Source organism: Pseudomonas sp. 382 (assembly GCF_002759075.1).
Taxonomy (GTDB): Bacteria; Pseudomonadota; Gammaproteobacteria; order Pseudomonadales; family Pseudomonadaceae; genus Aquipseudomonas; species Aquipseudomonas vlassakiae.
The window spans coordinates 47,370-60,290 of the sequence record NZ_PEMX01000010.1 but is presented as its reverse complement, the minus strand read 5'-3'; the positions used below and the strand labels follow the sequence as shown (position 1 = coordinate 60,290).

The window sequence follows — 12,921 nt, the reverse complement described above, 5'->3', positions numbered from 1 at the left end:
TATCCCTGTGGGAGCGGGCGTGCCCGCGAAGAGGCTGGCACAGGCAATGAATTTCTTCAGGCCTTGCGCGGGTTGAGTATCAGCAAGGTCAACACCCCCGCCACGATCCCCCAGAACGCCGAGCCGATCGAGAACAGGGTCAACCCCGAAGCCGTCACCATGAAAGTAATCAGCGCCGCCTCGCGCTCCCTGGCCTCGCTCATGGCCACGGTCAGCCCGTTCATGATCGAACCGAACAGCGCCAGCGCCGCAATCGACAGCACCAGCTCCTTCGGCAGCGCCGCGAACAAGGCCGCCAGGGTGGCGCCGAACGTGCCGGCAATGCCATAGAAAATCCCGCACCACACCGCTGCGGTATAGCGCTTGCCCGGGTCTTCATGGGCGTGCGGCCCGGTGCAGATCGCCGCACTGATCGCCGCCAGGTTGACCCCGTGCGAGCCGAACGGTGCCAGCAGCAGCGAAGCCAGACCCGTCGTTGAAATCAGCGGCGAGGCGGGCACCTGGTAGCCGTCGGCGCGCAACACGGCCACGCCAGGCATGTTTTGCGAGGTCATGGCCACCACGAACAGCGGAATGCCGATGCTGATGGTCGCAGCCAGCGAGAAGCTTGGCGTAGTCCACACCGGGGTCGCCACTTCCAGCTTGAAGCCGCTGAAGTCGAGCAGGCCGAGGGCGCCGGACAATGCCGTGCCCACCAGCAAGGCGGCAAGCACGCAGTAGCGCGGCGACAGGCGCTTGACCAGCAGGTAGCTGAAGAACATGCCGAGCACCAGCAGCGTGCGGTGCTGGGCGGCCACGAAGATTTCGCTGCCGATCTTGAAAAGGATGCCGGCCAGCAAGGCCGAGGCCAGCGACGCCGGGATGCGCTTGACCAGGCGCTCGAAGCTGCCGGTCAGGCCGCAGATCACCACCAGCAGCGCACAGGTGATGTAGGCACCGATGGCCTCGCCGTAGCTGACCCCACCCAGGCTGGTGATCAGCAGCGCCGCACCGGGGGTCGACCAGGCTACGGTGATCGGTGTGCGGTAGCGCAGCGACAAGCCGATACTGCACACCGCCATGCCGATCGACAGCGCCCAGATCCACGAAGAGATCTGCGCATTGGTCAGGCCTGCTGCCTGGCCGGCCTGGAACATCAGCACCAGCGAACTGGTGTAGCCAGTCAGCATGGCGATGAAGCCGGCGACCACCGCCGACGGGGAGGTGTCTGCCAGGGGCCGCAGGCGTGCGGAGGTGGCATCGGTCATTGGGTTGGGTCCTTGTCCATGTGTAAGCAGTTTTTTCAGACTAACGCGAGCCGAATTGATCCTTGCCATACAGCAGGCATTGCTTTTAGCCGTACAGTCGCCAACTATTGGGCAAGTTTTCGCAACTGCATGGGGAGGGGACGGGCGATGTTCAAGGTGTATGGTGATTACCAGTCAGGCAACTGCTACAAGGTCAAGCTGATGCTCAGCCTGCTTGACCGCCCGTATGAATGGCAGTCGGTGGATATCCTCAAGGGCGAGACCGAAACGCCAGAGTTCCTGGCCATGAACCCCAATGGCAAGGTGCCGGTGCTCAAGCTTGAGGACGGTACCTGCCTGTGGGAATCGAATGCGATCCTCAACTACCTGGCCGACGGCAGCGAGTTCCTGCCCAGCGAGCCGCGCCTGCGGACCCAGGTGTTGCAGTGGCAGTTCTTCGAGCAGTACAGCCATGAGCCATACATTGCCGTGGCGCGGTTCATCCAGTTCTACCTGGGGCTGCCGGACGAGCGCGTGGAGGAATACCGCAAGCTGCACAAGGGCGGGTACAAGGCGTTGAAGGTGATGGAGCGGCAGTTGCAGATGACGCCGTATCTGGTCGGGGACCAGTACTCGATTGCCGATGTGGCGCTGTATGCCTACACCCATGTGGCGCATCAGGGCGGGTTCGACCTCGCCGATTACCCGGCGGTGCGCGCCTGGCTTGAGCGGGTGGCCAGCCATCCGCGGCATGTGCCGATGGTGGATTGAACACTGGGACTGCTTTTTGTGGGAGCGGCCTTGTGTCGCGAAAGGGCCGCAAAGCGGCCCCAGTAATATCAGCATAAGTGCAAATACCCTGGGGCTGCTGCGCAGCCCTTTCGCGACACAAGGCCGCTCCCACAAGAGCCGCGCAGGGCTTACGCGAAGCGCTTGTCCAGATAGGCAATGATGGCCTTGGATTCATACATCCAGGTCACGTTGCCCGCTTCTTCGATGCGCAGGCACGGCACTTTCACCCGGCCGCCACCTTCGAGCAGCGCCTGGCGATGCACGTCGTCGTTCTTGGCATCACGCAGCGCCACCGGCACATTCAGGCGGTGCAGGGTACGGCGGGTCTTCACGCAGAACGGGCAGGCATGGAACTGGTACAGCGCGAGGCCCTTGGCCTCCTGCTCGACACGCGCCTGGGCCGCTGCATCACGCTTCTGCTTGGCCGGGCGGCTGATCCAGTCGCCGAACACGATGAGCTGGCCGAGGCCGACCCGCAGGGCTTTGACGATCATGGGCTACTCCTGAAATGAAAAAGCCGACCCCTGGGGGGCCGGCTCGGGTCATGCGCCGATCACTTGATCAGGCTGAGGAACTCGCTGCGCGTCGCGGCGTTTTCACGGAACTCACCCAGCATTACCGAGGTGAGCATGGTCGAATTCTGCTTCTCCACGCCACGCATCATCATGCACATGTGCTTGGCTTCGATGACCACCGCCACGCCAGCGGCACCCGTCACCTGCTGCACGGCCTCGGCGATCTGACGGCTGAGGTTTTCCTGGATCTGCAGGCGGCGGGCGAACATGTCGACGATGCGCGCAACCTTCGACAGGCCCAGGACCTTGCCCTTGGGCAGGTAGGCCACGTGGGCCTTGCCGATGAAAGGCAGCATGTGGTGTTCGCACATCGAATACAGCTCGATGTCCCGGACCAGCACCATCTCGCTATTGTCGGATGTGAACAGCGCGCCGTTGGTGACTTCTTCCAGCGTCTGCTCGTAACCGCGGCAAAGGTACTTCATGGCCTTTGCAGCCCGCTTGGGCGTGTCGAGCAGGCCCTCACGGGAGACGTCCTCGCCAAGTTGGCTGAGGATCTCGGTGTAGTTCTGTTCCAGGGACATGTATCTACCTGTGGGTAAAAATCGCAAAAAGGAAGGGTACGGCGCCGCGCGCGGCGCTGCAAGCACGGCGTTACTCGTCGCGGCCTTCCATCATGGTCCGCTTGAGCATCACATACACCGCGCCAGTACCGCCATGGCGGGCCTGGCACGAGGTGAAACCGAGCACTTGCGGGTGCTGGCGCAGCCAGGTGTTGACGTGGCTCTTGATCATCGGACGCTTGCCGTCCAGGCGTGCGGCCTTGCCGTGGGTCACCCGTACGCAGCGGACTTCGAGCTCGGTGGCTTCGGCGATGAAGGCCCACAGGGTTTCACGGGCCTTCTCCACGCTCATGCCATGCAGGTCGAGGCTGCCCTCGAAGGCGATCTGGCCCAGCTTGAGCTTGCGGATCTGGCTTTCCTGCACGCCGTCGCGGCGCCACATCAACTCGTCCTCGGCGCCGACGTCGATGACGAACTGGTCGGACAGGCCGTCGATCACCAGGGCCTGGTCGCTGCGGATGGTTGCCGCCTGGCGCAGGCCCGCCAGCTGCTTGCGGTCGGTTTTCGGCTTGCCCACATCAGCGCGGTCGTGCTTGATCGGCTTGACGCCGCGCACTTCAGCGCTGAACAGGGAAAAATCGTCGTCTTGCATGGTGCCTCCACGTGGGCGGCGTAGTTTACGCGATCAACCCAGTGTCGTCAGTACCGGCCTCTTCGCGGGCTCGCCCGCTCCCACAGGATTGCATCGAGGTTGAGTGTTGCGCGGCCCCTGTGGGAGCGGGCGCGCCCGCGAAGAGACCGGCAGCACAAACGACTAATCATGCTTTTTCATCAGGTGTGGCGACAGGTTCAGCTCGCGCCCGCGGCGCAGGCGGATGCGGCTGCGTCGCCAGAAGCGCACGCCAAGGTACAGCAGCAACAGCCCGACCACGGCCACGATGCTGGCCAGCGGGCGGTTGGCATTGAGTTCGGCCAGGGCGGGGTAGTTGCCGAGCAGCCCGGCGATGCCGGCCATGGCCAGCAGCACGCCGAGCGTGGCGATCAGGGCCGACAGGCCGGCGGCAATACGCGCACCCCAGTTACGCGGTTCACGCGGGCGCAGACGCTTGGCGTCGAAACTGCCTTTGAGCTTCATTCCAGTTTCCTCTGTGGACATCCGGAATTCGACCTGGGCCCGGCCCTTGGGTTCCGCCCGGCTGCCGGGCGGTCATCGCAACGTCAGCTCAGATCAGGCTGGCGGTAGGGGCGACACAGGCGAAGTTGTCGGCCATCACGGCCATTTCGCACGCGTGGATCTGCGCGGCGGGGATCACTTGGTCCTTGAGCGCCAGGTCGCGAGTTGCCGAGGCGTCTTCCACCAAGGTGCAACGATAACCATAGTCCTTGGCGCGGCGCACGGTGGTGCTGACGCTGGAGTGGCTCATGAAGCCGCAGACGATCAGGTCCAGGTGCCCCAGTTCCTGCAGGGTGTCGTGCAGCTTGGTGTTCTTGAAGGCGTTGGGCATGCGCTTTTCGATGACGATTTCACCTTCGCGCGGCTCCAGGCCCGGGATGAACTGGCCGGCCGGGCCCTGCGGGTCGAAGCGCCCGCCAACGGTACCGAGGTGGCGAACGTGGATGATCGGACGGCCGGCCTTGCGGGCGGCGTCGAGCAACCGGGCGATGTTGGCCACGGCCTCGTCCATGCCCGACAGTTGCAGAGGACCGCTCAGGTATTCCTTCTGCGCATCGATGATGATCAGGCTGGCTTGGCTCAGCTTGGCCGGCGGGTAATCGCGGCCAGTGAGGCGGAACATCGTGGTTGGAACGGACATCAAGGGCTCCTTGGGTCAGGGCTTTTGTATACCTATTCTCCCTTGCCTTGGCGCCAATGGGAATGGTTGACATCGCAAGCGGCATGTTTACTGGCCTGTGGCTTGCCGTCGAGGCATAGCGGGGAACAAATATGCGGGTGGGGCTGTTAGACTTTTGTACGGTCTGAATTAGGAGTACCCCGTGATCACATCTCGTCTGCGCACGTTGCGCGACCATATCCGCTGGGCGGTCAGCCGCTTCCATGAGCACGAGCTGTTCTTCGGCCATGGCGCCGACAATGCCTGGGACGAAGCCCGCCTGCTGGTGCTGGGCGCCGTGCACCTGCCGTGGGAAATCGCCGATAGCTACCTGGACTGCCAGCTGGAGGATGACGAGCGGGTACGCCTGCAGCACCTGCTCAAGCGCCGCATCGAAGACCGCGTGCCGACCGCCTACCTGCTGGGCGAAGCCTGGTTCTGCGGCATGTCGTTCATCGTCGACGAGCGTGTGCTGGTGCCCCGTTCGCCGATCGGCGAGCTGATCGAAAAGCGCTTTGAACCGTGGCTGGCGCAGGAGCCGGCACGCATCCTCGACCTGTGCACAGGTTCCGGCTGCATCGGTATCGTGGCTGCCGAGGTATTCCCCGAGGCCGAAGTGGTGCTGGCCGACCTGTCGTTCGACGCGCTGGAAGTGGCCAACCAGAACATCGAGCGCCATGGCCTCGATGAGCGTGTGTTCACCGTGCAGGGTGATGGTTTCGCCGGCCTGCCGGGGCAGCGCTTCGACCTGATCCTGTCCAACCCGCCGTATGTCGATGCCGAGGACTTCGGCGACATGCCGGCCGAATATCACCACGAACCGGAAATGGGCCTGGCCTGCGGCAACGACGGCCTGGACCTGGTACGGCGGATGCTGGCCGAGGCAGGCGACCACCTGACCGACAAAGGTTTGCTGATCGTCGAGGTTGGCAACAGCCAGGTGCATGTCGAGGCGCTGTACCCGGAAGTGGACTTCGCCTGGCTGGAGTTCGAGCGTGGCGGGCATGGTGTGTTCATGCTCACCGCCGAGCAGTGCCGTCAGCACCAGGAGCTGTTCAAGGCTCGCGTCTGACGCTGGATTGCCGGGGCTGCTGTGCAGCCCTTTCGCGACACAAGGCCGCTCCTACAGGAGTACGCGTTTTTCTGTAGGAGCGGCCTTGTGTCGCGAAAGGGCCGCAACGCGGCCCCAGCTGTTTACCGGGTAGCGATCCAGATCAGCAACCCCGCCTGGAACACGGCAAACGCCACCAGGCAGGTGATGGTGAAGCGCAACCCGCTGTCCTCACGCCGGTACTTGGCTACCCGTTCATCCCGTTCGCGCAGTTGCCCCTCTTTCTCCAGCAACTGTTGCTCGGCCTGCTGTAACATGCCCGCCGCATCCAGCATGCTCAACTGCTGCACCTTCTCGGTATTCCAGCCGCCCTTGAGCTGGCTCACCGTGGTGTCGAGGGTGCGACCCTTGAGGTGCTGCGGATCGGCGTATTCCACTTCCAGGCCGCTGGCGGTAATGAAACGGTCGCGGCGCAGGCGAGTGTCTTCGTTCAGCGCATCCTTGTTCGGCAACGCCATGCCTTCGACCCGGTAGTTCGACCAGCGACGCTGCAGCCACTGCACGGCCTGGCCGAGCATGAAGCGGCCGAGGCCACGGTTCAGCGGCTCCAGTTGCAGGCCGCTGTCGCTGCCGAGGGTCACCAGGCGCTCGGCGTGGTCTACCCGCACATCCAGTTGGTTCTGTTCCTTGCGTACCTTTTGCCCCGGCAGGCGGATTTCCATGCGCAGCAGGCTGTGGGCCTGGTCATGGCGCTCGGCGTAGGCGAACTCGACGAAGCGCAATGGCCGCGCACCGCTGTTGCGGTCGGTGGGCAAAGGCGCCAGGCGCAGCAACTGGAAATGTTCGACGGCAAGGTCGGCCCAAGGCAGGGCAGCAGGTTCCGGAGCGTGCGGCTCTTCGGCCGGTTCGACGGCGGCGGGGGCATCGGTCATCTAGGCGTTTCCTCAGATACGGGCGGGTGCTGAAAGGACCGAAAAACGCTCCCGTTCAGCACCAATACCGCGTTATCGGCAGGTTTAGCCGATGTTTGAGGGTCAGGCCGAAGGCAACTGGTGAATGAAGCTGACCACCCGCTCGCCAAGCTCCCGGGCCAACGGCAATTCCGGGTTGAGGTAGCTGTCACGCTGCTGGTGCATGTCCTTGGGGCTGATGCGCAGCATGTGGTTCATGCCGTCGATCAGCACCAGCTGGGCGTCTGGCTTGGCCGCCTTGAGGCGTTCGGCGTCAGCCACGTCGACTTGCACGTCATTGCGGCCCTGGACGATCAGCGCCGGCATCGGCAGGCGGGCGAAGGCCTGCGCCGGGTCCTGCTGGAGCAGGGTGATCAGGTAGGGCTGCACGCTGGGGCGGAACACTTGGCGCAGCGGTGCTGGCACGTCCAGGCTGGTCTGCCCGGCCTGCAGGCGGTCGAGCAGGGCGCTGCCACCGGCCAGTAAAGCAGGCGACATGCGCTGGGCCAGTTGTTCGCGCAGCACGTCCGCCAGTGGCCGGCCCATGCCGGCCAGGGTGATCACCGCGCTGGCGCCGGCACGTTCGGCGGCCAGGCTGGCGATGAGCGCCCCTTCACTGTGGCCGACCAGGATCAGCGGGCCGAAGCGTGGGTCAGCCTTGAGCTTGCGGCTCCAGGCCACCACGTCGTCGACGTAGCGCTGCACGCTGAGGTCGCGCTCATCGGGCGTAGCCGGCTGGCTGGCGGCCACCCCGCGCTTGTCGTAGCGCACGCTGGCGATGTGCTCGTTGGCCAGCACCAGGGCCAGGCGCTTGAGGTTGTCGACGCGCCCCGAGGCCGGGTTGTTGCCGTCGCGGTCGGTGGGGCCGGAGCCGGCGATGATCAGCACCACCGGCGGTGGCGTGGCCTGCTGCGGCAGCAGCAGGCTGCCGTGCAGCACGCCTTGACCGGTATCGAGGTCGATGGGGCGTTGCAGCACGGTGGGGGCAGCGGCCTGGGCCAGGCCCGTGCACAGCAGGAGGAACAAGGCGACGAGGCGCGACATCATGCGGTACTACAGTGGGGTGATGACGGTTCGACCCAATGTTTGCGGGAAGGTTCGCCAGTTGTATGTGGCAGGTCTGGCCTTTTCATGGGTAAACCTGCTCCTGCAGGCTTTGTGCAGTCCCCGTGGCAGCGGGTTCATCAAGGCGCCGAACCGCCGCGAAGACGTCCGCACAGGCAAGCAATCCATCTGTATACTGCCCGCTTTCGTTCATCTCAGGCAGATTTCGCGGAGCGTCCATGTCCGGCAATACCTACGGCAAGCTGTTCACTGTCACCACCGCTGGCGAAAGCCATGGCCCGGCGTTGGTCGCCATTGTCGATGGTTGTCCTCCTGGCCTGGAAATCTCCCTCGCCGACCTGCAGCATGACCTCGACCGGCGCAAGCCCGGCACCAGCCGGCACACCACCCAGCGCCAGGAAGCCGATGAAGTGGAGATTCTCTCCGGCGTATTCGAAGGCCGTACCACTGGCTGCTCGATCGGCCTGCTGATACGCAACACCGACCAGAAGTCCAAGGACTACTCGGCGATCAAGGACCTGTTCCGCCCGGCCCACGCCGACTACACCTACCACCACAAGTACGGTATCCGCGACTACCGCGGCGGTGGTCGCAGCTCGGCGCGGGAAACCGCCATGCGCGTGGCCGCCGGTGCCATCGCCAAGAAATACCTGGCCACCCAGGGCATCCAGGTGCGTGGCTACATGAGCCAGCTGGGCCCGATCGAAATCCCGTTCAAGAGCTGGGATTCGGTGGAGGACAACGCCTTCTTCAGCCCTGACCCGAGCAAAGTGCCGGAGCTCGAGGCCTACATGGACCAGCTGCGTCGCGACCAGGATTCGGTCGGGGCCAAGATCACCGTGGTGGCCGAAGGCGTGATGCCGGGCCTGGGCGAGCCGATCTTCGACCGCCTCGACGCCGAACTGGCCCACGCGCTGATGAGCATCAACGCGGTGAAGGGCGTGGAAATCGGCGCCGGTTTCGCCAGCGTTGCCCAGCGCGGCACCGAACACCGTGACGAACTGACCCCGGAAGGTTTCCTCAGCAACAACGCCGGCGGCATCCTCGGTGGTATCAGCTCGGGCCAGCCTATTGTCGCCCATCTGGCGCTGAAGCCGACCTCCAGCATCACCGTGCCTGGCCGTTCGATCGACGTCGACGGCAACCCGGTCGACGTGATCACCAAGGGCCGTCATGACCCGTGCGTCGGCATCCGCGCCACCCCGATCGCCGAAGCGATGATGGCCATCGTGCTGATGGATCACCTGCTGCGCCACCGTGCGCAGAACGCTGACGTGAAGGTCAACACCCCGGTGCTGGGCCAGCTCTGATCTAGCCAGGCCCGGCCTCTTCGCGGGCGCGCCCGCTCCCACAGGATCACCACAACCTTCGATATTGTGCGGTCCCTGTGGGAGCGGGCGAGCCCGCGAAGAGGCCGGAACAGGCTCACACAAGGCCCACTCCATGTTCCCGATCCCCTACTGGCGCCTGTCCAGCTTCTACCTGTTCTACTTCGCCCTGCTGGGCTCCACCGCCCCGTTCCTGGCCCTGTACTTCGACCACCTGGGTTTTCCCCCGGCCCGCATCGGCGAGCTGGTGGCCATCCCCATGCTGATGCGCTGCGTTGCTCCCAACCTGTGGGGCTGGCTCGGTGACCGTAGCGGCCAGCGCCTGCTGATCGTGCGCTTGGGCGCCTTGTCGACCCTGGCCACCTTCTCGCTGATCTTCTTCGGCAAGAGCTACGCCTGGCTGGCGCTGGTCATGGCGCTGCATGCGTTCTTCTGGCACGCGGTGCTGCCGCAGTTCGAAGTCATCACCCTGGCCCACCTGCACGGGCAGACCTCGCGCTACAGCCAGGTGCGCCTGTGGGGTTCGATCGGCTTCATCCTCACCGTGGTCGGCCTGGGGCGGCTGTTCGAATGGCTGAGCCTGGACATCTACCCGGTGGCCTTGGTGACCATCATGGCCGGCATCGTCGCCGCCAGCTTGTGGGTGCCCAACGCGCAGCCGGTGGAGCAGGGCGAGCGACGGGAGGCGGGCGGTTTCCTGCGCCAATTGACCGCGCCGGGGGTGATCGCCTTCTATATCTGTGTAGCGCTGATGCAGCTCAGCCACGGCCCGTACTACACCTTCCTTACCCTGCACCTCGAACACCTGGGCTATAGCCGCGGTGCCATCGGCTTGCTGTGGGCCCTGGGGGTAGTGGCCGAAGTGCTGATGTTCATGGTGATGAGCCGCCTGTTCGCCCGAATCAGCGTGCAGCGGGTGTTGCTGGTCAGCTTCCTGCTGGCGGCGCTGCGCTGGCTGCTGCTGGGCAACCTGGCAAGTGAGCCCGCGGTGCTGGTGTTCGCCCAGTTGCTGCACGCGGCCACCTTCGGATGCTTTCACGCCGCGTCCATCGCCTTCGTGCAGGCCAGTTTCGGTGCCCGCCAGCAAGGCCAGGGCCAGGCATTGTACGCGGCGCTGTCGGGTACCGGTGGTGCGCTGGGCGCCTTGTATTCAGGCTACAGCTGGAAACTGCTGGGGCCGTCCTTCACCTTTGGTATGGCCAGCGCCGCAGCGTTGGCGGCAGCCGTTATCATTGCCACTCGTTCGAAATCGACCAGGACCAGCAGCCGATGAGCATCCTCTGTGTTTTCCACCCGTCCAGCCCAGGCTTGCCGAACAAGGTGCTGACCCACCACGACGACATTACCGCGACCCTGGCCGAGCAGGGCGTGCGCTTCAGCCACAGCCCGCTGGCGCTGCGCGTGCGCCCGGGCAGTAGCGAGGCTGAAGTGCTCGAGGCCTGCCGTGAACACCTTGACCAATTGATGACGGCCCACGGCAGTGCGGCGTTCACGCTGCTCAACCGTGATGGCCTCGACGCGGCCCAGGTGGATGTACGTGACGAGCATGTGCACGCCAGCGACGAAGTGTTCAATGTGGTAAGCGGCCGCGCGCAGGTTGGCCTGCGCCTGGGCGAGTTTGTATATGCGGTGCTGTGTGAAAAGGGAGACCAGCTTGTGGTGCCGGCAGGGACGCGGCGCTGGGTGGAGCTGGGGGACAATCCGTTCTGCCTGGCGTTGCGCCTGTTTGGCAGTGAGCAGGGCGTGGAGCCGCGGTTTACCGGCGATGCGACTGCTCGGGCGTTTCTCGGGATCGACGAGCTGTAATGCCTGTCCCGGCCTCTTCGCGGCTAAAGCCGCTCCCACATGAACCCCGCCATCCCTAAGGGCAATGCAGTACCTGTGGGAGCGGCTTTAGCCGCGAAAGGGCCGGTGCAGACAAACGCTTAACGGTAGGTCGGCAGCGCAAACCGCTGCTGACTTTGCAGCATGGAAATCACAGGCAGTTCACTGGCCTGCTCGGCCAGGTCACGGCGGATGGCACTGATGGCCCAAGAGAGCTGCTCGGCACTGTGCAGTTGGCCGTAGGTCAGCACGCGGCGGGTCACTTTGCCATCGGCGGCGCGCAGGGTCAGCAGCACGCCACCGTCAGGGCGGGGCTGGGTAGCGACCTGGTAGGCCGGGAATACCGAGACGAATTTTTCCTGAATGAGGTCCATATCAACTCCTGACTGTTTGGGGGTGCAGACATGAGTTGATTGTTGCAGTGACCGTGCCAGAAATTGAGAGTGGGAAAAATCTAGTAAATACAGTGAGTTAGGTAATTTTTCCACCAGCGATATCGTGCAGGCTGCATGGTCGTGCATTTTGCATAGTGCATTTTGCACGGCGCGGGTTGTTCCTATTGGCCCGATAGAATCTGAACCTTTGACCGCAATGGCATGCCTGACAAAGACTTGGGCAATCATTTATGCCAGGAGGTTCCCGATGTCCGCTCAACCCACCGCCACCGCCATGACCGAGGACGAGACCGCCGCGTTTGCCGAGCAGGTCTTCGAGCGTGCCCGCCAGGGCGACGCCGAGATGCTTGGCCGCCTGTTGGCCAGCGGCCTGCCGGCAAACCTGCGCAATCACAAGGGCGATACCTTGCTGATGCTGGCCAGCTACCACGGCCATCATGAAGCGGTGCGGGTGCTGTTGGCCCAGGGGGCCGACCCGTTGATCGCCAACGACAATGGCCAGTTGCCCATCGCCGGCGCGGCATTCAAGGGTGACCTGGCGATGATTCGCCTGTTACTGGAAAGCGGCGTCCCTGTGGATGCTGCTGCGCAGGATGGGCGCACCGCACTGATGCTGGCGGCGATGTTCAACCGCACAGAGATTGTCGACTATCTGCTGGCCCAGGGCGCCGACCCGGCGCACCAGGACGCCCGTGGCGCCACGGCGCTGATGGCGGCGCAGACCATGGGCGCGGTTGACGCTGCCGCACGCCTGCAAGCGCTGGCCGGCTAACCGCCCGGGGGCATTTGCGGCTATCCTTGGCGACTTTTCACCCGTCGCAGGCCCCCTTTCATGAAAAACCAGTTGCTCGAATTCATCAGCCTCGTCGGCGCCGGCTGCATGCGCGATGAGGATATCGAGCGCATCGCCGACGAGGCCGCCCAGGCCTACGCCGACCCCGCTGCCTTCCTCGCCGCCAACCCGGACATCAACTACGACGACAGCTTCCCGATCCCGCTGGGTGAGTGGGTCGTGCTCGGCAGCCTGCCAGACACCGTGGTATTCCAGGCCGACAGCTACCAGGAGCTGTTCCAGCGCATCAGCGATTCGTTCGACCAGAGCGTGCCATTCACCCTCAAGCCCAAGCAGCTGGCGCGCACCGAGCCGCTGACCGCACTCAACCGCATCCAGGTGCAGATGGGCGCGTTGAACAAGGAAGCGGGCGGTTATGTGCTGCTTAACTTCAGCCAGTTGCTCGATGACGAGCTGCAGATGGTGATGGTTGGCCAGCAGGACCTGGCGCGGGTGCTGGAGCTGGGGGCAGAGGTGGGGATCAAGGTGGAGCCAGCGCTGGAGGCTTTGAAGGTCGCGGTTCACGTCTGATTACACCGTTTGCTTCT

16 protein-coding genes are annotated in these 12,921 nt (G+C 64.3%); 7 read left to right on the top strand and 9 right to left on the bottom strand.

Annotation, left to right across the window (positions count from 1 at the left end; translation table 11 throughout):
- Positions 1-56: 56 nt before the first annotated feature.
- Positions 57-1,247, bottom strand: a complete 1,191-nt coding sequence (locus CQW31_RS13835; protein WP_054883668.1) for a benzoate/H(+) symporter BenE family transporter — start codon at positions 1,245-1,247, stop codon at positions 57-59.
- 147 nt (positions 1,248-1,394) lie between these two features.
- Between CQW31_RS13835 and CQW31_RS13830 the strand changes: the two genes are divergently transcribed.
- Complete coding sequence (locus tag CQW31_RS13830; protein ID WP_099814721.1) at positions 1,395-1,997, top strand: glutathione S-transferase family protein; 603 nt, start codon at positions 1,395-1,397, stop codon at positions 1,995-1,997.
- 149 nt (positions 1,998-2,146) lie between these two features.
- Here the strand turns inward: CQW31_RS13830 and CQW31_RS13825 are convergent, their stop codons facing one another.
- The 5 genes from CQW31_RS13825 to CQW31_RS13805 form a co-directional block, all read right to left on the bottom strand.
- A complete protein-coding gene (locus tag CQW31_RS13825; protein ID WP_099814720.1) occupies positions 2,147-2,512 on the bottom strand; it encodes a glutaredoxin in 366 nt (121 codons plus the stop codon).
- Positions 2,513-2,571: 59 nt separating this feature from the next.
- Positions 2,572-3,117, bottom strand: a complete 546-nt coding sequence (gene folE, locus CQW31_RS13820; protein ID WP_054883671.1) for a GTP cyclohydrolase I FolE — start codon at positions 3,115-3,117, stop codon at positions 2,572-2,574.
- Between the two features lie 70 nt (positions 3,118-3,187).
- Positions 3,188-3,748, bottom strand: a complete 561-nt coding sequence (locus CQW31_RS13815; protein WP_099814719.1) for a Smr/MutS family protein — start codon at positions 3,746-3,748, stop codon at positions 3,188-3,190.
- 162 nt (positions 3,749-3,910) lie between these two features.
- Positions 3,911-4,231, bottom strand: a complete 321-nt coding sequence (locus tag CQW31_RS13810) for a hypothetical protein (RefSeq protein ID WP_054883672.1) — start codon at positions 4,229-4,231, stop codon at positions 3,911-3,913.
- A gap of 88 nt (positions 4,232-4,319) precedes the next feature.
- Positions 4,320-4,910, bottom strand: coding sequence for a cysteine hydrolase family protein (locus CQW31_RS13805; protein WP_054883673.1), 591 nt, complete (start codon positions 4,908-4,910; stop codon positions 4,320-4,322).
- A gap of 181 nt (positions 4,911-5,091) precedes the next feature.
- Here CQW31_RS13805 and prmB point away from each other — a divergent pair, with 181 nt between their 5' ends.
- Positions 5,092-6,000, top strand: a complete 909-nt coding sequence (gene prmB / locus CQW31_RS13800) for a 50S ribosomal protein L3 N(5)-glutamine methyltransferase (protein ID WP_054883674.1) — start codon at positions 5,092-5,094, stop codon at positions 5,998-6,000.
- Positions 6,001-6,122: 122 nt separating this feature from the next.
- Here prmB and CQW31_RS13795 read toward each other — a convergent pair whose 3' ends face one another.
- Positions 6,123-6,911, bottom strand: coding sequence for a hypothetical protein (locus CQW31_RS13795; protein ID WP_054883675.1), 789 nt, complete (start codon positions 6,909-6,911; stop codon positions 6,123-6,125).
- A 102-nt stretch (positions 6,912-7,013) separates the two neighbouring features.
- Complete coding sequence (locus CQW31_RS13790; protein ID WP_054883676.1) at positions 7,014-7,976, bottom strand: alpha/beta hydrolase; 963 nt, start codon at positions 7,974-7,976, stop codon at positions 7,014-7,016.
- Between the two features lie 236 nt (positions 7,977-8,212).
- Here CQW31_RS13790 and aroC point away from each other — a divergent pair, with 236 nt between their 5' ends.
- From aroC to CQW31_RS13775, 3 genes are all read left to right on the top strand, one after another.
- Positions 8,213-9,304 carry a chorismate synthase gene (aroC, locus tag CQW31_RS13785; RefSeq protein WP_054883677.1) on the top strand — a complete coding sequence of 364 codons (1,092 nt, stop codon included), beginning with the start codon at positions 8,213-8,215 and terminating at the stop codon, positions 9,302-9,304.
- Positions 9,305-9,437: 133 nt separating this feature from the next.
- On the top strand, positions 9,438-10,595 hold the full coding sequence (locus CQW31_RS13780) for an MFS transporter (RefSeq protein WP_099814718.1): 1,158 nt from the start codon (positions 9,438-9,440) through the stop codon (positions 10,593-10,595).
- Positions 10,592-11,128, top strand: a complete 537-nt coding sequence (locus CQW31_RS13775) for an oxidase (RefSeq protein WP_099814717.1) — start codon at positions 10,592-10,594, stop codon at positions 11,126-11,128. Before CQW31_RS13780 ends, CQW31_RS13775 begins: the two co-directional genes overlap by 4 nt.
- Before the next feature lie 119 nt (positions 11,129-11,247).
- On the opposite strand, the gene CQW31_RS13770 is transcribed toward CQW31_RS13775, so the two are convergent.
- On the bottom strand, positions 11,248-11,520 hold the full coding sequence (locus CQW31_RS13770; RefSeq protein ID WP_054883680.1) for a DUF3509 domain-containing protein: 273 nt from the start codon (positions 11,518-11,520) through the stop codon (positions 11,248-11,250).
- Between the two features lie 268 nt (positions 11,521-11,788).
- On the opposite strand from CQW31_RS13770, the gene CQW31_RS13760 reads away from it, so the two are divergent.
- Positions 11,789-12,313, top strand: coding sequence for an ankyrin repeat domain-containing protein (locus CQW31_RS13760; RefSeq protein ID WP_054883681.1), 525 nt, complete (start codon positions 11,789-11,791; stop codon positions 12,311-12,313).
- Positions 12,314-12,373: 60 nt separating this feature from the next.
- A complete protein-coding gene (locus CQW31_RS13755; protein WP_099814716.1) occupies positions 12,374-12,904 on the top strand; it encodes a hypothetical protein in 531 nt (176 codons plus the stop codon).
- Positions 12,905-12,921 lie beyond the last annotated feature (17 nt).

Bases quoted from the DNA above. Each gene is read 5' to 3' on its own strand.
- CQW31_RS13830 (WP_099814721.1), top strand. From the start codon at position 1,395: ATGTTCAAGGTGTATGGTGATTACCAGTCAGGCAACTGCTACAAGGTC.
- CQW31_RS13760 (WP_054883681.1), top strand. From the start codon at position 11,789: ATGTCCGCTCAACCCACCGCCACCGCCATGACCGAGGACGAGACCGCC.
- aroC (WP_054883677.1), top strand. From the start codon at position 8,213: ATGTCCGGCAATACCTACGGCAAGCTGTTCACTGTCACCACCGCTGGC.
- CQW31_RS13805 (WP_054883673.1), bottom strand. From the start codon at position 4,910: ATGTCCGTTCCAACCACGATGTTCCGCCTCACTGGCCGCGATTACCCG.
- CQW31_RS13770 (WP_054883680.1), bottom strand. From the start codon at position 11,520: ATGGACCTCATTCAGGAAAAATTCGTCTCGGTATTCCCGGCCTACCAG.
- CQW31_RS13790 (WP_054883676.1), bottom strand. From the start codon at position 7,976: ATGATGTCGCGCCTCGTCGCCTTGTTCCTCCTGCTGTGCACGGGCCTG.
- CQW31_RS13755 (WP_099814716.1), top strand. From the start codon at position 12,374: ATGAAAAACCAGTTGCTCGAATTCATCAGCCTCGTCGGCGCCGGCTGC.
- CQW31_RS13780 (WP_099814718.1), top strand. From the start codon at position 9,438: ATGTTCCCGATCCCCTACTGGCGCCTGTCCAGCTTCTACCTGTTCTAC.
- CQW31_RS13795 (WP_054883675.1), bottom strand. From the start codon at position 6,911: ATGACCGATGCCCCCGCCGCCGTCGAACCGGCCGAAGAGCCGCACGCT.
- CQW31_RS13835 (WP_054883668.1), bottom strand. From the start codon at position 1,247: ATGACCGATGCCACCTCCGCACGCCTGCGGCCCCTGGCAGACACCTCC.
- CQW31_RS13775 (WP_099814717.1), top strand. From the start codon at position 10,592: ATGAGCATCCTCTGTGTTTTCCACCCGTCCAGCCCAGGCTTGCCGAAC.
- folE (WP_054883671.1), bottom strand. From the start codon at position 3,117: ATGTCCCTGGAACAGAACTACACCGAGATCCTCAGCCAACTTGGCGAG.
- CQW31_RS13825 (WP_099814720.1), bottom strand. From the start codon at position 2,512: ATGATCGTCAAAGCCCTGCGGGTCGGCCTCGGCCAGCTCATCGTGTTC.
- CQW31_RS13815 (WP_099814719.1), bottom strand. From the start codon at position 3,748: ATGCAAGACGACGATTTTTCCCTGTTCAGCGCTGAAGTGCGCGGCGTC.
- CQW31_RS13810 (WP_054883672.1), bottom strand. From the start codon at position 4,231: ATGAAGCTCAAAGGCAGTTTCGACGCCAAGCGTCTGCGCCCGCGTGAA.